Source organism: Mesorhizobium sp. M1338 (assembly GCF_040318045.1).
GTDB lineage: Bacteria > Pseudomonadota > Alphaproteobacteria > Rhizobiales > Rhizobiaceae > Mesorhizobium.
Map to the genome: position 1 here is coordinate 57,257 of NZ_JAMYLL010000025.1, position 24,813 is coordinate 82,069.

Below are 24,813 nucleotides of genomic sequence, written 5' to 3' on the forward strand. Positions count from 1 at the left end.
CGAAGACAGGCGACGCGCTTCAAGCCCCTGTTCAATGCATGTCGCGCAGGACCACCGCGCACTTTTTAGCGCCATGAAAACCAGCGCAGCTATGGAGCCTCATTCCGCGATCTGGCTCGTCGAGCGTTCGTGGATAGCCGCGCCCGTCTCAGCGTCGACGGCCGCCAAGCTGACCTCATAACCCCAAAGCCTGCGGATGTGACGAAGCGTGGCATCGCGGCTGGCATCCTCGAGAAGGATGCCGTCATTGACCTTGTGCCGCAGTCTCAAATGCCGGTCGCCGAGCAGATCGACGTCCACCACCTGGATGTCCGGTTGGTTCGCGCCGATCTCGTAGCTGTGGGCAAGCGCGGCGCGGATCTTGGCATAGCCGCGTTCGTTATGGATCGAGGCGACCCGGCAATGCGGTTGGTCGGCAACGTCACCGAGCACAAAGAACCGCCATTTCCGGATCAAGGTCGGACTGAGATACTGGCGGATGAAGGACTCATCGCGGTGGTCCGCCCAGGCATCGAGCAGGATCTCGAGCCAGTCGCCGTGGCCGGCGATGTCGGGAAACCATTCCCGGTCTTCCGCCGTCGGCTCGGTCGAGATGCGCTTAATGTCCTGCATCATATCGAGGCCGAGAGCGTAGGGGTTGATGCCGGAAAAGCGCGGATCGTCGTATGCCGGCTGGAAGACCACGTTGGAATGGTTCCGCAGGATTTCGAGCATGGCACCTTCGCTGATCTGGCCGCGATCGAACAGCATGTTCATCAGCGTATAGTGAACGAAAGTGGCGCAGCCCTCGTTCATCACCTGTGTTTGCCGTTGAGGATAAAAATATTGTGCTATGACACGAACGATCCTGATCACCTCACGCTGCCAAGGCTCCAGGACCAGGCTGTTCTTTTCCAGGAAATAAAGCAGGTTTTCCTCGGGCAGGTTGAGCGATTTCTTCCGCTCCGGCTCGTCGTGTCCCTTGTCGTTGGCCGTTTGCCGCGACGGCGGCAGCGTGCGCCACAAATCATTATAGGAGTGTTCTTCGTATTCGAGGCGCTCGCGAAGCCCTTCACGCTGCCGCTCCGACGACAGCTTCGGCGGCCGGTGATAGCGGAATACGCCCTGCGCCATCAGCGCGTGGGCGGAATCAAGAATAGTCTCGACGGCGGCGAGGCCGTGCCGCTCCTCGCAACGGACAATGTAGCCCTTTGCGAAGTCCAGGTAGCCGAGGATCGCCCCGGCGTCCGTCCACTGCTTGAACAACTGATTGTTCTTGAAGAAATGGTTGTGCCCGAGCGCAGCATGGGCCGTCACCAAGGCCTGCAGGGCCATGGTGTTTTCCTCCATCAGATAGACGATGCAAGGATTGGAATTGATGACCAGTTCATAGGCAAGGCCTCGCCCGCCTTTGCGATAAAGCAGGTCCTGGTGGAGGAAATGTTTGCCGAAAGACCAGTGACGGTACATCAGTGGCATGCCGACCGATGAATAGGCGTCGAGCATCTGCTGGGAGGAGATGATCTCCATCTGCACGGGGTAGGTTTCGAGATGAAGCTCTTCGACCGCGATTGCCTCGATCGCGTCATAGGTCCGCGACAATGTCTTGAAATCCCAGTCGGACCCTGAAAAAAGCAGGCTGGATTTACTGGCTTGTCTGGCCATCGGACCCCCTCATGCCCTCTTGAGGGAAGCCGGCTGTCTGCCGAAGAGTTGGCGAAAAACCGGGTAGATATCGGCGGGCGTGGCAATGCGGCTCATCTGGAAGTTCGGCCATCTCAGGTCGATTTCGCTATAGGCACGCCATAGCGATGTCCCGTTTTCGGTCGTGCCGAAGATATGGGCTTCCCGCTCGTCGATGATCTCGACATAGGCAAAATACTGGCACAACCGCATGAGCTTGCCGTTGAGCAATGCCATGCATCGCTCGGAATCGCCGCCAAAATTGTCGCCGTCCGAGGCCTGGGCGGCGTAGATGTTCCATTCGTGGGCGGGGTAACGTTCGCCAATAATGCGGTGCATTTCCTCCAGCGCGGTGGAAACGACAGTGCCGCCGCTTTGCGTGTTGTAGAAAAATGTTTCCTCATCGACCTCCTGGGCCAGATGCGTGTGGCGGATGAAGACGATCTCGATGCGGTCGTAGCGCCGTTTCAAGAACAGGTGCAGCAGTACGAAGAAGCGCTTGGCCAGATCCTTTTCGCGCTCACCCATCGAGCCGGACACATCCATCAGACAAAACATGACGGCATTGGCGTTCGGCACAGGTCGGGGATCGAAGCGGTTGAAGCGGATGTCGACCGGATCGACATAGGCAATTCGTCTGCGCCGCCGCTCCAGCCGGTCAAGTTCTTCGCGCAACGCCGCAATGCGCTGGCGCGCCGCTGGGCTGGACGGCACCAACTCAAGCGTGGCGATTTCCTGAAGGATCGCGTCCAAATCCTCCTGCTTAGGACGCCTCAGCGCAATGCGGCGGCCGTGGCTGTTGCGCATCGTGCGCACAACATTGATGTTGGTCGGTGAACCGGTGGCGGCGAAGCCAGCCCGGCGCGGCTTGAAGGCAAGGATCTCCTTGAGGTTGAGCTTGACCATATCTGGGAGTTCGAGATCCTCGAAAAAAAGATCGAGCACCTCTTCACGTGACAGCACGAAACGAAAGTCGTCTTCAGACGCCGTGTTCCCCGGGGACGACGCTCCCGCGCCGCCGCCGGGCTTGGGGATCAGGTCTCCAGGGGAGAAATGCCTGTTGCCCGGCAGGATGTGCTGGCGCCTGCCGCTGTTGCGGGCGTTGTTGAAGCTTGGCTCGCCCGTGCCACTTTCGGGCATGGGCACAGCGTGCTCGGCATCGGCGTCGGCGATGCTGCCGGTGCGGATCTGATCGCGTATGCTCCGCTTCAGCTCCTCGCGCGCACGCCTGAGAAAGCGCTGGCGATTGCCGAGGCTCTTGTCTTTCGGATTCAGGCGACGGTCGATGAAGATCGGCATGGAACCATCCGGGCTCTTTCAACCCGCCCTGTTCACCCGCATGTACCAGTCCACAAGGCGACGCACCTGCCGCTGGGTGTAGCCACGCTCGACCATCCGCTGCACGAACTCATTGTGCCGCTTTTCCGTGACGCTATCCTGCTTGGAGCCGAAGCTGATCACCGGCAGGAGGTCCTCGACCTGGCCGAACATGCGCTTCTCGATGACTTCCCGCAGCTTTTCGTAACTTGTCCACGCCGGGTTGCGGTCGTGGTTTCTTGCGCGCGCGCGCAATGTGAACTTCACCACCTCGTTGCGGAAGTCCTTGGGATTGGCGATGCCGGCCGGTTTTTCGACCTGCGACAATTCCTTGTCCAATATCTCGCGATTGAGAACTTGGCCGGTATCGGGATCCTTGTAGTCCTGATCCTCGATCCAGGCATCGGCATAGGCGATGTAACGGTCGAAGAGGTTCTGGCCATACTCGCTGTATGATTCCAGATAGGCCTTCTGGATTTCGTGGCCGATGAACTCGGCATAGCGCGTTGCCAGCTCCGACTTGATGAACTCGAGATAGGCCGCTTCCGTCTCCTTTGGAAACTGCTCGCGCTTGATCGCCTCTTCCAGGATGTACATGAGATGCACGGGATCGGCAGCCACCTCCTTCGTATCGTAGTTGAATGTCTGCGACAGAATCTTGAAGGCGAAGCGTGTGCTGACGCCGGTCATGCCTTCGGCGACGCCGGCGGCGTCGCGATATTCCTGAACCGACTTCGCCTTAGGGTCGACGTCCTTCAGGTTCTCGCCGTCATAGGCGCGCATCTTGGTGTAGAGTGGCGAATTGTCATGCTCGGCCAGGCGGGTCGAGACGGTGAAGCGGCTGAGAATGTCCAGCACTTCGGGGGCGCAGGGGCTGGCGGCCAATTCGCTCTCCCGCAGCAGCTTTTCGTAAATCTGCCTCTCTTCGGTGATCCGCAGACAATAGGGCACCTTGACCACGAGGATGCGATCGAGAAAGGCCTCATTGTTTTTGTTGTTCTTGAACTGCTGCCATTCCGATTCGTTGGAATGGGCCACGATGATCCCCTGGTAGGGAAAGGCGCCGAAATTTTCGGTGCCGTTGTAGCTGCCCTCCTGGGTCGCGGTCAGCAGCGGATGCAGGACCTTGATGGGCGCCTTGAACATTTCCACGAATTCAAGCAGGCCCTGGGTGGTCCGGTTCAGTCCGCCGCTATAGGAATAGGCGTCCGGATCGGACTGGCTGAAATTTTCCAATTGCCGGATGTCGACCTTGCCGACCAGGGCCGAGACGTCCTGATTGTTCTCATCGCCGGGCTCGGTCTTGGCGATGCCGATCTGGCGCAATCGCGAAGGCATCAGCTTGACCACGCTGAACTTGGAAATGTCACCGGACAGTTCGTCGAGGCGCTTGGCCGCCCATGGCGAGATAAGCCCGTTCAGCCGGCGTCGGGCTATGCCGTATTTATCCTGCAGCAGGTCGCCCATGCGATCGGGATGGAAGAGGCCAAGCGGCGATTCGAAAACCGGGCTGATCTGGTTACCGACCTTCAGCGTGTAGATCGGGCGTTCCTCCATCAGTCTCTTCAGCCGCTCGGCCAGAGAGGATTTGCCGCCGCCGACAGGGCCGAGAAGGTAGAGGATCTGCTTGCGCTCCTCGAGGCCCTGGGAGGCATAGCGGAAATATCCGGCGATGCGCTCGATCGTATCCTCCATTCCATAGAAGTCGGAGAAGGAGGGATAGATCTTGACGGTGCGGTTTGAGAAAATGCGGCCTAGTCGCTCGTCCTTGCTGGTGTCGACCAAGTTCGGCTCGCCGATTGCCTCGACCATCCGTTCAGGCGCCGAGGCATACATCGATTTGTCCTCTCGGCAGGCAAGAAGGTACTGCTGGAGGCTGATTTCTTCCTGGGCCGCGTTCGCATAAATCTCCGAAAACAGATCGAAGACGTCGGACTGATTCTCACGCATGATATTCTGCCCTCAAAGCCGTTCTGGCCGCCGGATGGCTCCTCAATCTATTCAACTACCGGGAGTGCATTGTGGTTCCCTTCAGATGATGCACTTGGCATCGAAACTCGGAGACCTCGCGTCGAAACCCGGGACGGCACCCCATGTGATTGGAATGCGTATCCAACAACTTAGGGCGGTGATGGCCAGATGAAGCCATCGAGGACAAATATTGATTTCGTGATCTGAACCGCGAGCGCGGTGCATTTGACGCGGTGAGAGCTGCCGCCCGATGCGGGTTCGATGAAGCAGGTCGATCGCGGTTCGGATCGATGATCGATCGCCGAACCAGATCTTTGGATATTGCCATCCTTAACTGGACGCTCGCGGCGCTCGGGGGCACTCTTGGCCGACACGGTCGGAGACCACGATGATCGATCGGCGAAGCCTCATTCTGGCTTCCGTGGCGGCGATGCTGCCGTTGGGAGCATCGGCCGCGTGGCGGCTGCGCCAACCGGCGCCAAAAACCGTCGACTACGGGCCGGCGAAACTCGACATCTATGCCCCCGCAGGTGCAACCGCACTGCCGGTCGTGTTTTTCGTTCATGGCGGCACCTGGCAGTCTGGAAAGCGAAGCCAAGTCAACGCCAAGCCGGCCTTCCTGCTGGCCAATGGCTTCTGCTTCGTCTCCATCGATTACCGGATGTTGCCTGAGGCTGATGTCGCAACCCAGGCCGGCGACGTCGAAAAGGCCTACGGCTATATCAGGGCCAACATCGCCCGGCATGGCGGCGACCCTAATCGCATTGTCGGCATGGGCCATTCGGCCGGCTGCCAACTGATTGCGCTGACTGGCATGCGCGGTGGGTTGCCTGGCGTCGCTGCCCTGCTTCTCGTCGATACAAGAGCCTACGACCTTGCAGCGCTTGCCAAGAATGGCGGCATGGTGCGGGCCTATGCGCGGGTCTTTTCCGACCCCGCGCAATGGGCCGCACTGTCACCCATCAGCTATGTCGACGGCCGCAAGCATCCGCCGACCTTCATCACCTATTCGCGGGCGCCTGGCCGTGGCGAGGCCTCCAAGGCCTTTGCCAAGCGCCTGCGCGCCACCGGCACCAGGGTTACGCTGTTCGACGGCAGCGCCTATACGCACATGTCGATCAATCGCGATTTCGGCGACGACGGCGATGCGCTGACCGCTGCCGCGCTGGCATTCCTGAAATCGACGGTCGGCTGATCGAGGCTCGTGCGTTAGCTGCTGGATCAGACCAAAAGCACTGGCGGGATATTGCCGTGCGGGCGCCCCCGGGTGCAAGTGCCCTCTTTGATCGGGAGAGAATTGCATGAACGGCGCCGATGTCCTGTGTGACGTGCTTCTGGCCAATGATGTGAGGGTCTGCTTCGCCAACCCCGGCACGTCAGAAATGCATTTCGTTGCAGCGCTTGACCGCAAACCGCGGATGCGTTGCGTCCTCGGCCTGTTCGAGGGCGTGGTGACGGGGGCCGCCGATGGCTATGCGCGGATGACCGATCGCCCGGCCGCGACGCTGCTGCATACCGGTCCCGGCTTGGCCAATGGTCTCGCCAACATGCACAATGCGCGGCGCGCGCTCAGCCCGATGATCAACATTGTCGGCGACCATGCCTCCTACCATCTGCCGCTCGATGCGCCACTGACCAGCGATATAGAGAGCCTCGCGGCGCCGATGTCGAACTGGGTGCGCCGCATCGGTGGCCCGGACGATGTCGCGCCGGCGACCGAGGCGGCCTTGCGCGCATCGCTGACGCCTCCCGGCGTGACGACGCTGATCCTGCCGGCCGATGCGGCCTGGGGTGAAGTCGGTGCGGCTTCGGTCGGTAAGGTAAGGCTGGCGCCGCCGCCCGCCGTCGACATGGACGCCGTGCGCATGGTCGCGGCAGCGATCCGTGCCGCTCCGGGTCGCGTTGGCATGGTCGTTCGCGGGAAGGCCGCACGAGCCGATGGGCTTGCCATTGCGGGGCGGATTTCGACAGGCAGCGATGTCCGTCTGTTCAGCGACGTCCTGATCGCCCGCATGCAACGCGGGCGCGGGCGAGTCGCGCCGACCCGCATCCCCTATCCGGTGGATGCGGCGACGGCGGTGCTCAGGGATATCGATGTTCTAGTGCTGGTCGGCGCGAAGGAGCCGGTTGCCTTCTTCGCCTATCCGGGAAAGCCCGGGCGGCTTGTCCGTGAGGGGTGCCAGGTGCTGACGCTGGCCGGCCATGGCAGCGATCTGAATGCGGCGCTGGAGGCGCTGCGCGACGAACTCGGCATAAAGCCGGCGCAACAACAGGCGTTCGCGACCGCCTTTCCCGACGAGACACCGCCGAGCGGAGGCTGACGGAAGATGCCATCGCATTGTCGGTGGCGCGCAAACTGCCGGCCGATGCGATCGTCTGCGATGAAGCGGTTACCTCGGCGCGGCGTTTCTTCGCGCTATCGGCCTTTGCCGCGCCGCACGACTACATGATGGGCACAGGCGGATCGATCGGCGGGGGCATCCCGATGGCGACCGGGGCGGCGATCGCCTGTCCGGACCGCAAGGTGATCAATCTCGAGGCCGATGGCAGCGGCATGTACACCGTGCAGGGGCTGTGGACCCAGGCCAGGGAGAATCTCGACGTGGTGACGATCGTGTTTTCCAACCGGACCTATGCGATCCTGCATGGCGAGATGAAGAATGTCGGGGTCGAGACGATCGGCGAGAACGCCAGGCGCATGCTGGACCTCGACCATCCCTCGCTGGACTGGATCTCGCTGGCCAAAGGCATGGGCGTGGAGGCGGCCCGCGCCGATACGTGCGAGCGGTTCGACGCACTGCTGGACAGTGCCCTGTCGCGGCGCGGGCCGTTCCTCATCGAAGCGGTGCTCTGAGCGCGCGGAAAGTGGGCGTCGGACCCTTGGCTACCAGCGGGTCTTTTCGCCGGGAGCCGCCGGTTCGATCGCCAGCGCGTGCACGCCGGCTTTCAGTTCGTCGGCAAGCAGTTCATTGACGGCGCGGTGGCGGTCGATGCGGCTCATGCCGGCAAAGGCGGAAGCGACGACGCGGACGCGAAAATGTGTCTCGCCGGTGCCGTCATAGGCGCCGTGATGTTCGGAGCCGTGGTGGTGATGGCCGGCATGGAGATGGCTCTCGTTGATGATGACCAGCCGCTCCGGCGAAAATGCTTTGTTGAGCTTGTCTTCCATGGTCGCCTGTATGGACATCGCCGTCTCCCTTCACCACATATGGCTGGCGCATCAGCCTGAAACCGAAAATCGGTCTTCGCAAAAGTCGCTGCCGTGCAACAAAATCCGCCATTCGCCTGCTTTATGCCGCGATTCAGCGGTTAGGGCGATGATCGCGAAAATGTCAATTCTTGTTTCGCATCTGCGAACGCCCCATAAATGGGTTAGATGAAGCCGTACCCCAAATATTTCGAGAAGATTCGCGTCCGCCCCGACAAGGACGCGGAGCTGAAGTCGCACTCGCCGATTTGCCAGTGGGACGGCTGCAAGGAGGCGGGCACCCATCGCGCGCCGGTCGGGCGGATGAAGGAGGGCGAGTATTTCCGTTTCTGCTTCGACCATGTGCGCGAGTACAACAAGGGCTTCAACTATTTCTCCGGCGTGCCGGACACCGAGGTCGCGCGCTTCCAGAAGGAAGCGATGACCGGTCACCGGCCGACCTGGAAGATGGGCGTCAACGGCGCCTCGACGCGTTCGTCGCCGGATGTGGCGCAGATGCGTTCCGGCCGCGCCGGCTACTACAACCGCATGCGCGACCCGTTCGACCTGTTCAAGGGGCCAAAGGATCCGCGCGAGGCGCGCGCGCGCAAGGCCAAGCCGCTTGAGGCCAAGGCGCTGGAAACGCTTGGCCTTGATACAAAGGCGACTGGCAAGGAGATCAAGGCGCGCTATAAGGAACTGGTGAAACTCCACCATCCGGATGCGAATGGTGGCGACAGAGGTTCGGAAGACCGGTTCCGCGATGTGCTGCAGGCCTATCGCGTGCTCAAACAGGCGGGCCTGTGCTGAGCGACCATACGGTTCGTGTCGTTTTCCAACTTTCATAAGGTTGGAAAAGGCTCTAAGACCGCCCCCGGACAAAATCGATTGCCGGCGAAATCAGGCTTTTCGCCCGTGGAGACGTTGAGAGATATGAACAAGGTCGATCGCGACATCGCCAACCTGCCCGACACGACGGTGTCGGTGAAGGAGAAATTCGGCTTTGAGTCCAAGATGGTTGTGCCGGCCTATTCGGTGACATCAGAGCATGTGCCCGACATCGATCCGGACTATCTGTTCGACAAGAACACGACGATGGCGATCCTGGCCGGCTTTGCCTACAACCGCCGGGTCATGGTGTCGGGCTATCACGGCACAGGCAAGTCGACCCATATCGAACAGGTCGCCGCCCGCCTCAACTGGCCCTGCGTGCGCGTCAATCTCGATAGCCATGTCAGCCGTATCGATCTCGTCGGCAAGGACGCGATCGTCGTCAAGGATGGGTTGCAGATCACCGAATTCCGCGACGGCATCCTGCCCTGGGCCTACCAGCACAATGTCGCGCTGTGCTTCGACGAGTACGATGCCGGCCGTCCGGACGTGATGTTCGTGATCCAGCGCGTGCTGGAATCGTCGGGTCGGCTGACGCTGCTCGACCAGAGCCGGGTTATCCGCCCGCATCCGGCCTTCCGGCTGTTTTCGACCGCCAACACGGTCGGCCTGGGTGATACCACCGGTCTCTATCATGGCACGCAGCAGATCAACCAGGCGCAGATGGATCGCTGGTCGATCGTCACCACGCTGAACTACCTGCCGCACGACAATGAAGTCGCTATCGTGCTGGCCAAGGCCAAGCATTATCGCGACGTCAAGGGCAAGGAAATCGTCAACAAGATGGTGCGCGTCGCCGACATGACGCGCTCGGCCTTCATCAACGGCGATCTGTCGACCGTGATGAGCCCGCGTACCGTCATCACCTGGGCCGAAAATGCCGAGATCTTCGGCAATATCGGCATGGCGTTCCGGCTGACCTTCCTCAACAAGTGCGACGAGCTCGAGCGCTCGGTGGTGGCAGAGTTCTATCAGCGCGCCTTCGGCGAGGATCTGCCCGAGAGCGCGGCCAACGTGGTGCTGGGCTAAGCAGAGTCTCGATGGCGGGTCCGGGCGACAACACGCGCAACAAGTCGAAGACGGGGTCTGAAGCCGACAGCTTCAAGCGCGCCGTCACCGTCTGCATGCGTGCCATCGCCGGCGACAAGGAACTTGAGGTCGGCTTCGCCAAGGATAGGCCGGCACTCGCCGGCAGCCGGGCGCGTTTGCCCGAACTGCCGAAGAAGGCGTCGAAGACCGACATTGCGATTACCCGCGGCCTCGGCGATTCCATGGCGCTGAAGCGCGCCTGTCACGATGTGCGCATCCACACCAGGCTGGCGCCGGAAGGCAAGGCGGCCCGCGCCATCTATGATGCGGTCGAGCAGGCCCGCGTCGAGGCGATCGGCTCACGCGCCATGCAAGGCGTCGCCGACAACATCGGCTCGATGCTGGAGGACAAATACGCCAAGGCCAACCTCGTCGACATCAAGGACAAGGTCGACGCGCCGATCGAGGAAGCACTCGCGCTGATGGTGCGCGAGAAGCTGACCGGCCGCCCGATCCCGAAGAGCGGTGAGCGGCTGGTCGAACTTTGGCGCCCTTGGGTCGAGGAAAAGGCCAAGGCCGACCTCGACGGACTGTCGGCCAAGCTCGGCGACCAGCAGGCCTTCGCCCGCGTCGTGCGCGAGATGCTCGCCTCCATGGAGATGGCCGAGGAACTCGGCGACGACCAGGAGACGGAAGATTCCGAGGACAATGACGACAACCAGCCGCAAGGCGAGGAGCAGAGCGAGGAGGGCGGCGAAGAGGATTCCGGCTCCGAGCAGTCGCAGTCCGAGGATGCCGAGGCATCGGCCGATGACGAGCAGTCGGCCGAGACCGAAGCCTCCGACGCCACCGCCGACGACCTGTCCGACGATGACGATGCAGACGCCGAGACGCCTGGCGAGGCGCGCCGCAACGACAATCCCTTCACCAATCTGCCGAAGGAGATCGACTACAAGGTCTTCACCACCGCTTTCGACGAGACGGTCGGCGCCGAGGAGCTGTGCGAGGAAGAAGAGCTCGACCGGCTGCGCGCCTTCCTCGACAAGCAGCTTGCCAACCTGTCGGGCGTCGTCGGCCGGCTGGCCAACCGGCTGCAGCGCCGGCTGATGGCGCAGCAGAACCGCTCCTGGGATTTCGACCTGGAAGAGGGCTACCTCGACCCGGCGCGGCTGGTGCGTGTCGTCATCGATCCAATGCAGCCGCTGTCTTTCAAGCAGGAACGCGACACGAAATTCCGCGACACGGTGGTGACGCTGGTGCTCGACAATTCCGGCTCCATGCGCGGCCGGCCGATCACGGTCGCCGCCACCTGCGCCGACATTTTGGCACGCACGCTGGAGCGTTGCGGCGTCTCGGTAGAGATCCTCGGCTTTACCACGCGGGCCTGGAAGGGCGGGCAAGCGCGCGAGAAGTGGCTGAAGGACGGCAAGCCGCCGAACCCCGGCCGGCTCAACGATCTGCGCCACATCATCTACAAATCGGCCGACCATCCGTGGCGGCGGGCACGGCGCAATCTCGGGCTGATGATGCGCGAGGGCCTGCTCAAGGAAAACATCGACGGCGAGGCCCTGTTGTGGGCGCATAACCGCCTGATCGCCCGGCCGGAACAGCGCAAGATCCTGATGATGATCTCGGACGGCGCGCCGGTCGACGATTCGACGCTGTCGGTCAACCCTGGCAATTATCTCGAGCGCCATCTGCGCGCGGTCATCGAGCTGATCGAGACGCGCTCGCCGGTGGAACTGCTGGCCATCGGCATCGGCCATGACGTCACGCGCTATTATCGCCGTGCCGTCACCATCGTCGATGCTGAGGAACTGGCCGGCGCCATGACCGAGCAACTGGCTTCGCTGTTCGCCGAGGAGAGCGCCAAGGATACGCGGCGCGGCGGCGTGCGGCGCGCCGGATGATCTTTTCGCGCGGCGGTTCTAGAGCGGCTCATCGTTTCACGGAAATGCCGAACCGCTCTAACTCTCTGTTCTTACGCAATTCCCAAGGGAAAGCGCCATGCGCTTTTCCCGGGAAAACCGTTTCACACTTTTCCTGGAATTGCTTTCGGCAAACGCTTTTCGCCGCCATTGCCCTGCTTACCGGCATGGCTTCGGCCGCAGCCGGTTCGGCTGATTCCACCTCGGTCGAACCGGTCGAGGTTTCGGCCCGCCCGATCACCGAATTCCACATTGGCCGTGCCGGCAAGCAGTTCGGTACGCTCGAATTCGTCGGCGGGCTGGAGATGACATCGCCGACGCGCGATTTCGGTGCGCTGTCGGCCCTCCGCTTCCTGAAGGCCGGCGGCGACTTCATTGGCGTTGCCGACACCGGGTTCTGGTTCTTCGGCACGGTGGTCCGCGACGCCGACAAGCGTCCATCCGGTATCCAGAATTTCCGCATGCAGCAGATGGTCGACGAGACGGGTCGGCCGATCGACAAGAAATGGGAGGTCGATGCGGAAGGCCTCGCGGTCAAGGACGGCATTGCCACCGTCGGCTTCGAGCGCAACCACCGCGTCGCCCAGTTCAAGATCGCCTCCCATGACATGAAGGCGCCGTTCAGGCAGCTGGATTTCGTGGTTCCGGCCCACGAGCTGCGCCAGAATCGCGGCTTCGAGACCGTCACCCACGCCAATGCCTACGGCCAGCATGAGGGCGGGCTGGTGGTGGTCTCCGAGAAGAGCCTCGACAAGGCCGGCAACATCTACGCCGCCATCATCGAAGGGCCGCACAAGGGCGTCTTTACCGTCAAGCGCAACGGCGATTTCGACATCACCGACGGCGCCTTCCTGCCGGATGGCGACCTGTTGCTTCTGGAGCGCAGTTTTTCGATGGCCAGAGGCGTCAAGATGCGGCTGCGGCGCATCTATGGCGAGAGCGTCGAGAAGGGCGCCGTCGCCGACGGGCCGGTGCTGCTGGAAGCCGACATGGGCTATCAGATTGATAACATGGAAGGGCTCGACGTCTGGACCCGCGACGACGGTGCGCTGATGGTGTCGATGATTTCCGACGACAACCACTCGATCCTGCAGCGCAATCTCTATCTGGAATTCATCCTGCACCAGGATTGAGCGACGTTCCAACCGCGGACCTGAAGTCGAGGACGGCGGGTTCGATTTTGGTCGGACGCCTTCCCCAACTCCGTCGCTGCTTCGCAGCGCCAACTCTCCTCCCTCCGGAGGGAGAGGAACGAGCTTGGTTGGCGAACGCATGTCCTTCCTCTACCCCGTCGATCGGCGAGCGTGGCGAGCGAAGCTCGACGGAGTGGGGGTCGACCGTTCATTAATAGAGCTACGACGGCATCCGGTCAGGATCGTGAGCCGTTGGCGGCTATCCAGATGACATGGCGCGCGCCACGCTTGCCGTTGGCGCGCGTGTTGACCTCTTCGACCGTAAAGCCTGCCTGCTTCAGCCGCCGCGTGAAGCCGCTGTCAGGGCCTTGCGACCAAACCGCCAGGACGCCACCCGGCTTGAGGGCGCCGCGCGCAGCGCCCAGTCCCTGCAGGCTGTAAAGCGCATCGTTGGATTTGTGGACGATGCCTTCCGGGCCGTTGTCGACATCCAGCAGGATGGCGTCCCAGGCGGCGGGCTCCGAGCGTATCAACTGCCCGACGTCGGTCTCTCGGATGATGACGCGCGGATCGTCGAGACAGCCGCCAAAGATCTCGGCCATCGGACCGCGTGCCCAGGCTACGACCGCCGGGACCAACTCCGCGACGACGATGCTGGCGTCATTGCCGAGCTCTGCGAGTGCGGCCCGCAGCGTAAAGCCCATACCAAGCCCGCCGATCAGGATCCTTGGCTGCCGATGGCCGGCAATCCTTTGGCAAGACAGGTTTGCCAGCGCTTCCTCGGAGCCGCTGAGACGGCTGTTCATCAGCTCGTTGGTGCCGAGCATGATCGAGAATTCGGTGCCACGCCGCTTGAGGCGAAGCTCCTGTGCGCCATCCGGGGTCCTCGCGGAGTCTATCTGGACCCACGGAATCATGGCCTTTGTCCGACCATTATCTTTTCCGAAAACCGGGTCCCACTTTTCGGGATCATGGTTTAAGCCGTGACTGCCGGTTGACTCCAGCGGGTGGCGAGCAGCCGGTAGGGGATGAGTGCGACCACCGCGATGATCAGCTTCACCGACAGGTCACCAAGCGCCCAGGAAACCCAGCGCATGGCATCGATATGGAAGACGCCCATCAAAGGTGCGGTTTCAAGCGCAAAGCTGTCGTTCGGACCAGCGAGGACAAACGCGGCCGAGAACGCGACGGTGAAGAACACCGCGGTGTCGAACACCGATCCGACCAGCGTGCCGACGATCGGCGCCCGCCACCAGCTCTGCCGGCGCAGCCGGTTGAACACGGTCACATCGAGCAGTTGCGCGGAAAGGAACGCCGCGCCGGACGCCGCCGCGATGCGCACCAGCCGGTCGGCGGCGGTCTCGAATTCGATCAGGCCGTGGCGGAACAGGAAGGGCGGGACAAGGATCGAGCAAACCACCGCCGTCATGAAGCCGACAAAGACGATCCTGCGCGCCACGGTGGGCCCGTAGCGGCGGTTGGCGAGATCGGTGACCAGGAACGAGAAGGGGTAGGTGAAGGCGCCCCAGGTCAAAAGGTCGGCCAGCGACAGGCCGCCGATCTGGCCCTGCATCGGGAATTGCACGAGAATGTTCGACGCCACGACGACAAGCGCCATGGCGGCCACGAATGGCAGGTATCGCGAGAAGGAAGTCATTTTTTTATCCTGGGTAATGGAACCAGCGGAGCATCATGCCCATCCGGGCGATGCTCGCTTCGTATTTGAGCACCGGATTGCCGAAACCTTGCGGGTTCCATCCGATGCCCAAGGCCAACAAGAGGTTGGCCAGGGCGGTTCGTCCCCCGCCTTTAAACGATATCAGGCAGCGGGCTGCTCGGCGATCTTCTTGGCGATCTGCTTCTTCAACAGACGGGCGCGCTGCGACAATTCCTTGACGTCGGCCTTGGCCAGGAAGGCGTCGAGACCGCCGCGATGTTCGACCGAACGCAGCGCGTTGGCCGAAATGCGCAGGCGCACATTCTGGTTCAGCGCTTCCGAAATCAGCGTCACATTGACGAGATTCGGCAGGAAGCGACGCTTGGTCTTGTTGTTGGCGTGGCTCACATTGTTGCCGGACATGACTGCCTTGGCAGTGAGTTCGCAGGTGCGGGACATGGTTCTAACCTTCAGTTCTCGGGGTCTGCCAAACCTTTGTGCCCACGCCGGGTGGCGCGCGGTTCTGGTCAGGCGGCCTTATGGAAAAAGTTGGCGTTCCATAGTTGCATTTCGCCGAGGCGTCAAGCACCGGCTTCCCCACGGACGCGCCCGGCATTTCATATTAAGGCCGGAATTCACCCTATAAGCGGTCTCATAGGGACATGCCAGACCGGAGTTGCCCGCCTCCGGCCGAAAATCAAGGACCAGATCCCGCCATGCTTCGTTGCCATGCCCTTGCTGCCCTGCTCGCCATTGCCTTGCCGTCCGCCGTTTCTGCTGCCTCGCCACAGTCGTTTAAGGGTGAGTACACAGTGTCGTTCCTTGGTCTTTCGATAGCGAAATCGACGTTTGCCAGCCACTATGAGAACGGCGCCTACGCGATCGAAGGCAGCGTTACCGCCGCGGGTCTGGCCAGGCTGTTCGACGACACGCGCGGCACGATCTCGTCGAAAGGCACGATTTCGGGCAAGAAGATGGTGCCGCGGGCGTTCCGTGCCGATTACACCTCTGGCAAGAAGGCATCGACGGTCGATATCCGCTTTGCAGATGGCGCGGTCACCTCGACGCGGGTCGTCCCGGCGCCGGGCAAGCGCGACCCCAAGAGCTGGGTGCCGATCGGTGCCGGCGATCTGGTCTCCGTGCTCGATCCGCTGGCCGCCACCGTCATCCATGCCGACAGTCTCGACCAGGTCTGTGGCCGCACGGTGAGGTTCTATGACGGCGAGATGCGTGCCGATCTGACACTGACCTACGCTTCGAAGGGCACGATCTCGGTGCCGGGTTACAAGGGCGACACCATCACCTGCCGAATGGGCTTCGAGCCGGTGGCGGGCTACCGCAGGGGCCGCAAGGCGCTGAATTATCTTAAGAACCGCAGCCGCATGATGGTGACGTTTGCATCGCTCGGCCAAACTGGCGTATATGCGCCGATCCACGCCACGGTGGGCACGCAGATCGGCACCTTGACCATCAGCGCCAGGCGTTTCGAGGCAGTACAGTAGGGCAGGCGCCATACGCGCGCCACTGGAGATGGAATGGCGCGCGCAACGCTGATCGGTTTTTCGGCGGTCGCCATGTGGGCGCTGCTGGCGCTGCTCACCGATAGGTCGGGCCAGGTGCCGCCGTTCCTGCTGTCGGCGATCACCTTCTCGATCGGCACCGGGGTCGGGCTCGTCGCGCGGCTGTTCATGCCGGCGCCCGACAAGGGCCAGGAAATCCCTCGCCAAGTCTGGCTGATCGGCATTGCCGGCCTGTTCGGCTACCATTTCTTCTACTTCACCGCGCTGCGCAATGCGCCGGCGGTGGAGGCGAGCCTGATCGCCTATCTGTGGCCTTTGCTGATCGTGCTTGGCTCGGCGCTGATGCCGGGCGAGCGCCTTGCCTGGAACCATGTCGTCGGCGCGCTGCTCGGCCTTGCAGGTACCGTGCTGATCGTCACCAAGGGCGGTGGGCTGGCCTTCGACGCCCGTTACGCCTTCGGCTATGCCATGGCCGCCGTCTGCGCCGTGCTGTGGTCGTCCTATTCGCTGCTGTCGCGGCGCTTTCCGTCGGTGCCGACCGGCATCGTCACCTGGTTCTGCGCCGCGACCGCGGTGCTGTCGCTCGCCTGCCACTTGGCGCTGGAACAAACGGTTCTGCCTGACGACGCCGGGCAGTGGCTGGCCGTGCTTGGCCTTGGCCTGATGCCGGTCGGTGCTGCCTTCTATGCCTGGGACATCGGCGTCAAACGCGGCAACATCCAGGTACTGGGTGCCGCAAGCTACGCCGCACCGCTGTTGTCGACGCTGGTGCTGATCGCGGCCGGTGTCGCCGAGCCATCGCTGCGCATCGTCGCCGCCTGTGTGCTCATCACCGGCGGGGCGGCCTTGGCGGCAAAGTCGCTGTTCCTGCGCAAGCCCGCCGTGACCGAGAGCGGAGCCGGGGCATCCGAAAGCAGAGCCGGGGCATGACGATGCCGTTCCCGGGCGGCATTGACGCCAACGCCAACGCGACGCTGATCTTTTCGCTGGCGGCCGCGGTGATCTACGCCTTCACGCTTGGCATGCCGCCGACGCTCGCACGCTCGGCGGCAAAGACGCTTGCCGTGGCGATGCTTGCCGTGCTGGCGGCGCTGCAAGGCGGGCCGCTGCTGCTGGTCGCCGCGCTCGCGATCAGCGCCGTTGGCGACGCCTTCCTGTCGCGCGACGGCGAAAAGGCCTTTCTTGGCGGGCTGGCCAGCTTTCTCGTCGCCCATATAGTCTATGTCGTGCTGTTCCTGCGCAGCGGCGGCGGCTTGGAATTGCTGGGCGCCGAATCGTGGCGTGGGGCGATCGCGCTGGCCATTGCGGTGTTTGCGATCGTCATGCTGGCGGCGCTGTGGCGACGCGTCGGCCCCGGCCTGCGCGTTCCGATCGCCGTCTATGTCGCTGCGATCCTGGCGATGGGCGTTTCGGCGCTGACGACAAGCAGCGTCTGGATTATCGGCGGCGCCATGTTGTTCATGGCATCGGACGGTCTGCTCGCCACGGAGAAATTCCTGGTGGCCGCCATCTCGCCGCACCGCGCCTGGATGCGCTTTGCCGTCTGGGTGCTCTACTGCGCGGCCCAGCTCGCGATCACGCTTGGGTTCTTGTTGCGTTAGGGTTGTTTCGGCTGCCAGCCAGGTGCTGCCAGCTCAAAGGCGGCGAAGTCAAAACCCGGTGCGACCGTGCAGCCGACCAGCGTCCATTCGCCCAGGCTGCGCGCCGATTGCCACCAGCCTGCCGGGACGACGATCTGCGGCCGCTCGCCGGCTGCGAGATCGATGCCGAGCACCTGCTCGACAACGGCGCTGCTTTCTTCCCACATCGCCAGCGCCAGCGGGGCGCCGGCATGGAAGTGCCAGACCTCGGCGGCGTCCTTGACCCGGTGCCAGGCCGAAACCTGATCCCGTTCCAGCAGGAAATAGATCGCGGTCGAATGACCGCGCGCACCGCCGGCGTCATCGCGAAAGGTCTCGGCGTACCAGCCGCCTTCCGGATGCGGTTTCAGGCCAAGCGTCGCGATGATTTCGGCGGAGCTGGTCATGGCTTCGAGGATACCACCGGGCTTTAGAAATTATCCTTGCGCTTGCGGATTTCGGCAAAGACCTCGGCGTCCGAGGCTTTCTCCAGCCCAAGATGCTTGCGGATCGCCGGATCGTGCCAGCGTAGGAAGGGATTGGTCGACAGTTCCTCGCCGATCGTCGTCGGCAGCGTCGCCTTGTCGGCGGTGCGCAGCGCCTCGATCTTGGCGGCGCGTTCCTTCAGCGCCGAATTGGTCGGGTCGACGGTCAGCGCGAAACGAGCGTTGGAGAGCGTGTATTCGTGGCCGCAATAGACGACCGTTTCAGCCGGAAGCGCCGCCAGTTTCTTCAGCGAATCATACATGATCGGCGGCTTGCATTCGAACAGCCGCCCACACCCCAGCGCAAACAGCGTGTCGGCGGTGAACGCCACTTTCGATCCAGGCAAATAGTAGGAGACGTGGCCGGCTGTGTGGCCGGGCGTGGCGATCACCTCGATCTTTTCATCACCAAGGTGAAGAACCGAGCCGCCTTCGACGGTTTCGTCGATGCCGGGGATCTTGGCTTTTTCCGCTTCCGGGCCGACGATGCGCAGCTTGAAGCGCGCCTTGAGCGCCAGATTGGCCTCGACATGGTCGGCATGATGATGCGTGGTCAGGATCATCGTCGGCGTCCAGCCGGTGCGTTTGAGCGCGGCCAGGATCGGCGCTTCCTCGGGCGCGTCGATGATCGCGGTCTGGCCGCTTTTGGGGTCATGCACCAGCACGCCAAAATTGTCGGTGCGGCACATGAACTGTTCGATTTCGACCGGCATCGCATCTCTCCGTTGGAGCGTCCTTTGTGCGTCCAGTTGGACGCACAAAGGACGCTCTGACACTTTTTATCTGCTGCATCGTGCTTTCCGAAATCGAAACCGATTTTCGGGCCGATGCGGGAATCGCCGCAGACATAGGGCGCTGGCTCGCGGATGTCATCCGGTCATCAAGGCCTTTTGTTGAAACCCGACGATATCACGGCTACATCCCTGCCATGCATTCCGACATCGTCGATCTTCGCTCCTTCTATTCGACAACGCTCGGCCGGTTCGCCGAGCATTCGATCACCATGGCGTTGTCGTCGATATGGGCAGCCGTGCCAAACGAGCGGCTGGTCGGTCTCGGCTACACCTTGCCTTGGCTGGAGCGCTTCGGCGCCGATGCCGAGCGGGTCTTCGCCTTCATGCCGGCAACGCAGGGCGCGGTGGTGTGGCCGGCGACGGGGCCGACGGCGACGGCATTGGTCTTCGACGAGGAGTTGCCGCTGGTCGATTCCTGCATCGACCGCATGCTGCTCGTCCATTCGCTCGAACATGTCGAGAACCCGCGTGAGACGCTGAACGAGATCTGGCGTGTGCTGTCGCCGGCGGGCCGGGTCGTCATCGTCGTGCCCAACCGGCGCGGCGTCTGGGCGCGCTTCGAGCACACGCCGTTCGGCAATGGCCGGCCTTTCTCGCGCGGCCAGCTGACCGAACTGCTGCGCGAGGCGAATTTCACGCCCGCCTCATGGTCCGATGCGCTGTTCTTTCCGCCGTCGCGGCGGCGCTTCATGATGCGGTTCCATAATGTGCTGGAACGCGTCGGCCGGCGGCTATGGCCGATCTTTTCCGGGGTCATCGTCGTCGAGGCACAGAAGCGGCTCTATCAAGGCGTGCCGGTCGCCCAGCGCGCCTCGCGCCGCGTCTTCGTGCCGGTGCTGTCGCCGCATGGCGCAACCCGGCTCGGCCGCCGAAATGAGCCCGGGGATGCCAAGCCATCGGTTGCGCGGGTGACGGCTTCGTGATCACGGCAAGAGTGCCTGGCGTCGTTTCCCTGCCTATCTGTCGCAAGTGGACTGACAGCGCATCTTGACAGCGCATCTGGCAGTCCATTTGAACGACGGATGCCTTCAAGTCTCTCCAACCGGTTTCAGCACTGAACGCAAGGACCCCGGCCATGGCTGATCAACCGGACTATGCCGCCACCGTTCAGCCGGTTGCCGTGGCGGTTGAAGCCAGCAGCCTGAGCGATCAGGTGGCGACGATCAGGTGGGCGCTGGCGGGATCGCCGGTTCGCAAGTGGTTGCTCTGGACATCGGTTGGCATCATGGCCGTGATCATTGCAACGTCGATCGGCCAGATTCTCCTCAACCGCTGGAATCAGCCTTTCTACGATGCGCTCGCGCGCCGCGACATGGCGGCCTTCCTGCACCAGCTTCTCGTCTTTGCGGCCATTGCTGGCGGGCTGCTGGTGCTCAATGTCGGCCAGACCTGGCTCAACCAGATGATCCGGCTCAGGCTGCGCCAGGCGCTGACGCTGGACCTGATCGACCAGTGGACGAGGCCCGCGCGCGCCTTCCGGCTGGCCAATGCAGGCGCCATCGGCGTCAATCCCGACCAGCGCATGCAGCAGGATGCTGCGCACCTCTCGGACCTGTCGACCGACCTCGGTGTCGGGCTGCTGCAGTCGCTCATCCTGCTCGTATCCTTCGTCGGCGTGCTGTGGGAGCTGTCCTCGGGCTTCGTGTTCCACATCGGCGGGACCGCGCTGGCCATACCGGGCTACATGGTCTGGGCTGCCATCCTTTATGCCGGCACCGCCTCCTGGTTGAGCTGGCTGGTCGGACGCCCGCTCATCGGCCTGAACAGCGACCGCTACACGCGCGAAGCCGAGCTGCGCTCCTCGATGGTGCGCGTCAACGAAAATGTCGATGCCATTGCGTTGTACCATGGCGAGGCCGACGCCAGGCGACGGCTCGAACTCGACCTCGGCACGGTGCTCGGCGCCATGCGGCGCATCTACAGCGCCCAGATCAACCTGGCCTGGGTGACCGACACTTATGGCTGGATCACGGTCGTGGCACCCATCTTGGTCGCCTCGCCGGTCTATTTCTCAGGCGATATCAGCTTTGGCGGACTGATGATGGCGGTGGGCGCCTTCAACCAGGTTCACTCGTCCTTGCGCTGGTTCATCAACAACATCGGCAGTATCGCCGATTGGCGCGCCACGCTCATGCGCGTCGCCGACTTCCGCATCGCGCTCGACGAAACCGATGTGCTGCACGACACGGAGAGGCGCATCGCCTTTGGCGAAAACGCCAATGGCAGCCTGACTTTCGAGAAGCTCGAAGTGGCCTCGCCGGAGGGCTGCACCAGGCTGGCCGACCAGCATGTCGAAATCCGCCCCGGCGAGCGCGTCATGATCACCGGCGACCGGGGCGCCGGCAAGACGCTGTTCTTCCGCGCCATTGCCGGCCTGTGGCCATGGGGCAGCGGACGGATCAGTTTGCCGGCGGGGGAACCCCCAATATTCGTGCCGCGCGTCCCTTATTTCCCGGTCGGTACGTTGCGCGAGGTGCTTGATCATCCGAATGGAGCCGCGCCGGCGAGCGATGCCGACATTTCGGCGGTGCTTGCAGAGGTCGGTCTCGAACGGCTGTCGTCGTCGCTCGACCGCGCCGGGCGCTGGGACCACGAGCTGGGCGATGACGAACAGCGCTCGCTGGCCTTCGCCAGGCTCGCCTTGCGGCGGCCGAAATGGGTGATCATCGATGAAGCGCTGGATGCGTTCGACGGCCCGTCGCTACGGCGGGTGCTGACGATGCTCGAGAAGCGTTTGCCTGGGACTGCGATCCTCAACATCGGGCAGGGCCAGCACAACAATCAGTTCTTTCCTCGCGCGTTGACGATCGTCAAGGATTCCGGCGCTCCAGCTCTGAAGCCCGCCCGCGTCAGGGCCGGCGCGATCGAACCGCCGCCTGCCGTCGCTCGCCGCGAGAAAGTAAGCTGATATCCAGGCGAGGGGTGCAAAGCTTTATTTTGCCGTGATCGCGCAGCAAGCTTGTCGGGAGAAACAACCCTGGCCACGGCCATGCTTGATGCTCTGCGCCTGCTTGCCTGTCTTGCCTGCGCCCAGGCCGCCGCCTCGCCGCCGGATGCGCTGGCCGTCGACGTCGAGCTGGTGCTGGCGGTCGACATCTCGCTATCGATGGACGAGAAGGAGTTCGCCCTGCAGCGCGCCGGTTATGTCGAGGCGCTGCGGCATCCCGACTTTATCAAGGCTGTTCGCGCCGGCCCCACGGGCCGGATCGCGCTCACCTATTTCGAATGGGCCGGCACGGTGCGCGACGACGCGGTCATCGGCTGGCAGATCATCGACAGCGCCGAGAGCGCCAACAGCTTTGCCGACAAGGTTGCGGCCCGCCCGTTCCGGAGCTTCCGCGGCACCTCGATTTCCGGTGCGCTGGCCTTCGGCACCGAGCTTTTCGATCGCACGTCCTTCGAGGGCGAACGCAGCGTCATCGATATTTCCGGTGACGGTCCGAACAATATCGGGCCGCCGGTCACCGCGACGCGCGATGCGGCGACCGCAAAAGGCATCGTCGTCAATGGCCTGCCGATCCTGATCAGCCCATCGCCCACCTTCAGTCATCTCGACCAGTATTATGCGCAGTGCGTGACCGGGGGCCCCGGTTCCTTCGTGCTGCCGATCTATGCGGCCGCCGAATTTTCGACGGCCATCCGGCGCAAGCCGATCCTCGAAGTAAGCGGCATTCAGAACAAGGCGAGAATCATCCCCGTCGACGCGGCCACGCCGATAGACTGTCTGCAAGGCGAGCGGGACAGGCGGTTCCTGTCAGATCCGTATTTTCCGGAACTCGACCGGTGAGCTTGCCGTGACTTGTCGTGCATGTCGTTGTCCCAAAACCGCTGGACACTTTTGGGCGACATGCAATCAGGCCGGTCGGGCGCCAAACTTGTCGCGGAACTCGTTGTAGAGATCGCGGCGCCAGCGCCGGCCATGGACATAGCCGTGCAGTAGCTCCGGCAACGAGTAGCCGAGCGCTGTCGACGAGCGATTGGCCATGTAGCCCTCAAATGCTTGAGGTATCCGGCCTCGGAGGATATCGGCGATAATCTGCCGCGAGATCATGTAGGGCGGAATATGCGGGTAGGCGTCGGCAATATGCGGATGTTTGCCCATCAGGTTCGCATAGGCTTCGACATAGCCGTTACGGCGGCCCGAAATCGAGTTTTCCGAATTGTATTTCGTCCAGTCGATGTCCTCGGACAAACGCGCGCCATGGCGGCGGGCAAGCCGCAGCAGCAATTCGCGATCCTGCATCCGGGTGATGTCGCTGTCATAGCCGCCAATGCCCAGCAAGGCCTCGCGACGGGCGGTTATCGCGGAGCCGGCGATGAAGATCGTCTGCGCGACCAGCGTTCGTTCCAGCATCGTCGGGCTCACGAATGCGTCGCGGTTGACGCAATTGGTGGCGCGGTTGCCCTTCAGGGAGACAAAAGAGCTGATCAGCACCTGAAGTGTCGGATTGTCATCGAAGCAGGCCAGGGTCCGTTCAAGCCGGTGCGGCAGGTAGACGTCGTCCGAATCGAGGAACGTCACCACGGGCGCCCGCGCTCGCTCGATGCCGGCATTCCTGGCGGCGTTGGCGCCTCGCCATTTCGCGCCGACATAGATCAGCCGCGGGTCTTGAATGCGGGCGAGCGCCGCCTCGGTTCCATCGGTCGAGCCATCGTCAACGACAATATGCTCGAGCCTTGGCATGCTCTGGGAAAGCACGCTTTCCACGGCGCGCAACACTGATTCGCGCCGATCGTGGGTCGGCGTTATGACCGTGATGAGAGGTGTCGGTTCGATGATCCCGGCCATGTCGTGTCAGCTGTTTCCTGCGCAGGGTTGCGCGTCTATCCAGGACTTTTCGATTTTCAGAACGGTCGAATGGATCGGACTTTCCTTTCCGCTACACCTCATAGTCGATGTGACGTTACAAAAACCAGCTGCCCGTGTCACTCACCGTGCCGGTCCATGGCCCGCGCGAGATAACGAATTCCCATTGTTAGCGCTCCAATTGCAACAGCACTGCCGGACAGAGCATTTGCGAATCACCACGGAAGCGACACGCGCGACCGATAGCGCGTATTCCATTACCTCGGACGTAATCGCTTTGCGCTCAACGTTTGAGCAGATTGCTGTTGCGAGGCCAGCTGGTCGGCTTCGATACAAAGGGAATACAAATCATGACCGCTTACGCCGTTGCCCATATGCGCCAGGCCACGATGGGCCCGCAGATCGTCGAATATCTGCACAAGATCGATGCCACGCTTAAGCCTTTCGGCGGCCGGTTTCTGGTTCATGGCGGCGATGTGGAGGTGATCGAGAACGACTGGCCGGGCCACCTGATCATCATCGAATTTCCCGACAGGCAGCATGCGCGTAACTGGTACAGCTCGCCCGCCTACCAGGCGATATTGGCGCTGCGTACGGACAATTCAGAGTCCGACGTGGTGTTCGCCGATGGCGTCGAATATCCGCACAAGGCCACGGATGTTCTGAGTTGACTGGTCCCAGACCAATCCAACGTTGCGGGCGTGGCTCAAGGGATCGCGACAAATCGCCTAGCCCGAATATCTCACAGAGTTGAGGTGCATCGGGGCTCCGAATCAGGGAAAATGCTTCTGCGACAAAGACTTACCCTAGGCA

22 protein-coding genes and 1 pseudogene are annotated in these 24,813 nt (G+C 62.5%); 13 read left to right on the plus strand and 10 right to left on the minus strand.

From position 1 onward, the window contains the following. Window positions 1-99 precede the first annotated feature (99 nt). From NKH19_RS20950 to NKH19_RS20960, 3 genes are read right to left on the minus strand one after another with little or no spacing between them, the layout of a single operon-like run. The gene (locus NKH19_RS20950; RefSeq protein WP_352870731.1) at window positions 100-1,644 is read right to left on the minus strand and encodes a SpoVR family protein; all 1,545 of its coding nucleotides are present in this window, start codon (window positions 1,642-1,644) and stop codon (window positions 100-102) included. Window positions 1,645-1,653: 9 nt separating this feature from the next. Further along, window positions 1,654-2,961: a YeaH/YhbH family protein gene (locus NKH19_RS20955; protein WP_352870732.1), complete on the minus strand. Its 1,308-nt coding sequence runs from the start codon at window positions 2,959-2,961 to the stop codon at window positions 1,654-1,656. 18 nt (window positions 2,962-2,979) lie between these two features. Further along, window positions 2,980-4,929 carry a PrkA family serine protein kinase gene (locus NKH19_RS20960; RefSeq protein WP_352870733.1) on the minus strand — a complete coding sequence of 650 codons (1,950 nt, stop codon included), beginning with the start codon at window positions 4,927-4,929 and terminating at the stop codon, window positions 2,980-2,982. Between the two features lie 409 nt (window positions 4,930-5,338). Between NKH19_RS20960 and NKH19_RS20965 the strand changes: the two genes are divergently transcribed. Then, window positions 5,339-6,145, plus strand: coding sequence for an alpha/beta hydrolase (locus NKH19_RS20965; protein WP_352870734.1), 807 nt, complete (start codon window positions 5,339-5,341; stop codon window positions 6,143-6,145). Between the two features lie 106 nt (window positions 6,146-6,251). Continuing rightward, window positions 6,252-7,804: pseudogene (locus NKH19_RS20970) on the plus strand (acetolactate synthase large subunit). A gap of 30 nt (window positions 7,805-7,834) precedes the next feature. On the opposite strand, the gene NKH19_RS20975 reads toward NKH19_RS20970, so the two are convergent. Then, window positions 7,835-8,137, minus strand: a complete 303-nt coding sequence (locus tag NKH19_RS20975) for a BolA family protein (protein ID WP_352870736.1) — start codon at window positions 8,135-8,137, stop codon at window positions 7,835-7,837. Window positions 8,138-8,326: 189 nt separating this feature from the next. Between NKH19_RS20975 and NKH19_RS20980 the strand changes: the two genes are divergently transcribed. The 4 genes from NKH19_RS20980 (at window position 8,327) to NKH19_RS20995 (ending at window position 13,118) form a co-directional block, all read left to right on the plus strand. Beyond that, complete coding sequence (locus NKH19_RS20980; RefSeq protein ID WP_352870737.1) at window positions 8,327-8,947, plus strand: J domain-containing protein; 621 nt, start codon at window positions 8,327-8,329, stop codon at window positions 8,945-8,947. A 123-nt stretch (window positions 8,948-9,070) separates the two neighbouring features. Continuing rightward, window positions 9,071-10,057, plus strand: a complete 987-nt coding sequence (cobS, locus tag NKH19_RS20985) for a cobaltochelatase subunit CobS (RefSeq protein ID WP_352870738.1) — start codon at window positions 9,071-9,073, stop codon at window positions 10,055-10,057. Between the two features lie 11 nt (window positions 10,058-10,068). Then, entirely contained in the window at window positions 10,069-11,967 is a 1,899-nt protein-coding gene (gene cobT / locus NKH19_RS20990) for a cobaltochelatase subunit CobT (protein WP_352870739.1), read from the plus strand. A gap of 185 nt (window positions 11,968-12,152) precedes the next feature. Next, entirely contained in the window at window positions 12,153-13,118 is a 966-nt protein-coding gene (locus NKH19_RS20995; protein ID WP_352870740.1) for an esterase-like activity of phytase family protein, read from the plus strand. A 236-nt stretch (window positions 13,119-13,354) separates the two neighbouring features. Here the strand turns inward: NKH19_RS20995 and NKH19_RS21000 are convergent, their stop codons facing one another. The 3 genes from NKH19_RS21000 to rpmB form a co-directional block, all read right to left on the minus strand. Beyond that, entirely contained in the window at window positions 13,355-14,035 is a 681-nt protein-coding gene (locus NKH19_RS21000) for a spermidine synthase (RefSeq protein ID WP_352870741.1), read from the minus strand. A 59-nt stretch (window positions 14,036-14,094) separates the two neighbouring features. Continuing rightward, window positions 14,095-14,775, minus strand: coding sequence for a queuosine precursor transporter (locus NKH19_RS21005; RefSeq protein WP_352870742.1), 681 nt, complete (start codon window positions 14,773-14,775; stop codon window positions 14,095-14,097). A 162-nt stretch (window positions 14,776-14,937) separates the two neighbouring features. Continuing rightward, the gene (gene rpmB / locus NKH19_RS21010) at window positions 14,938-15,234 is read right to left on the minus strand and encodes a 50S ribosomal protein L28 (RefSeq protein ID WP_056583698.1); all 297 of its coding nucleotides are present in this window, start codon (window positions 15,232-15,234) and stop codon (window positions 14,938-14,940) included. A 257-nt stretch (window positions 15,235-15,491) separates the two neighbouring features. Between rpmB and NKH19_RS21015 the strand changes: the two genes are divergently transcribed. The 3 genes from NKH19_RS21015 to NKH19_RS21025 are packed head-to-tail and all read left to right on the plus strand — an operon-like array spanning window position 15,492 to window position 17,896. Beyond that, window positions 15,492-16,277: a DUF3108 domain-containing protein gene (locus NKH19_RS21015; RefSeq protein ID WP_352870743.1), complete on the plus strand. Its 786-nt coding sequence runs from the start codon at window positions 15,492-15,494 to the stop codon at window positions 16,275-16,277. Window positions 16,278-16,310: 33 nt separating this feature from the next. Further along, on the plus strand, window positions 16,311-17,225 hold the full coding sequence (yddG, locus tag NKH19_RS21020) for an aromatic amino acid exporter YddG (protein WP_352870744.1): 915 nt from the start codon (window positions 16,311-16,313) through the stop codon (window positions 17,223-17,225). Next, a complete protein-coding gene (locus NKH19_RS21025; RefSeq protein WP_352870745.1) occupies window positions 17,222-17,896 on the plus strand; it encodes a lysoplasmalogenase in 675 nt (224 codons plus the stop codon). The genes yddG and NKH19_RS21025 overlap by 4 nt, the downstream gene beginning before the upstream one ends. Here NKH19_RS21025 and NKH19_RS21030 read toward each other — a convergent pair. Beyond that, window positions 17,893-18,321, minus strand: a complete 429-nt coding sequence (locus NKH19_RS21030) for a cupin domain-containing protein (RefSeq protein WP_352870746.1) — start codon at window positions 18,319-18,321, stop codon at window positions 17,893-17,895. The genes NKH19_RS21025 and NKH19_RS21030 overlap by 4 nt on opposite strands. A 23-nt stretch (window positions 18,322-18,344) precedes the next feature. Continuing rightward, a complete protein-coding gene (gloB, locus tag NKH19_RS21035) occupies window positions 18,345-19,112 on the minus strand; it encodes a hydroxyacylglutathione hydrolase (RefSeq protein ID WP_352870747.1) in 768 nt (255 codons plus the stop codon). Between the two features lie 215 nt (window positions 19,113-19,327). Between gloB and NKH19_RS21040 the strand changes: the two genes are divergently transcribed. From NKH19_RS21040 to NKH19_RS21050, 3 genes are all read left to right on the plus strand, one after another. Continuing rightward, window positions 19,328-20,116 (plus strand): class I SAM-dependent methyltransferase, encoded by a 789-nt coding sequence (locus NKH19_RS21040; RefSeq protein WP_352870748.1) that lies wholly within the window; start codon window positions 19,328-19,330, stop codon window positions 20,114-20,116. Window positions 20,117-20,268: 152 nt separating this feature from the next. Then, window positions 20,269-22,101: an ABC transporter ATP-binding protein/permease gene (locus NKH19_RS21045; RefSeq protein ID WP_352870749.1), complete on the plus strand. Its 1,833-nt coding sequence runs from the start codon at window positions 20,269-20,271 to the stop codon at window positions 22,099-22,101. 81 nt (window positions 22,102-22,182) lie between these two features. Next, window positions 22,183-22,980, plus strand: a complete 798-nt coding sequence (locus NKH19_RS21050; protein ID WP_352982743.1) for a DUF1194 domain-containing protein — start codon at window positions 22,183-22,185, stop codon at window positions 22,978-22,980. Window positions 22,981-23,046: 66 nt separating this feature from the next. On the opposite strand, the gene NKH19_RS21055 is transcribed toward NKH19_RS21050, so the two are convergent. After that, the gene (locus NKH19_RS21055; protein WP_352870751.1) at window positions 23,047-23,982 is read right to left on the minus strand and encodes a glycosyltransferase family 2 protein; all 936 of its coding nucleotides are present in this window, start codon (window positions 23,980-23,982) and stop codon (window positions 23,047-23,049) included. A gap of 368 nt (window positions 23,983-24,350) precedes the next feature. On the opposite strand from NKH19_RS21055, the gene NKH19_RS21060 reads away from it, so the two are divergent. After that, complete coding sequence (locus tag NKH19_RS21060) at window positions 24,351-24,671, plus strand: DUF1330 domain-containing protein (protein WP_352870752.1); 321 nt, start codon at window positions 24,351-24,353, stop codon at window positions 24,669-24,671. Window positions 24,672-24,813 lie beyond the last annotated feature (142 nt).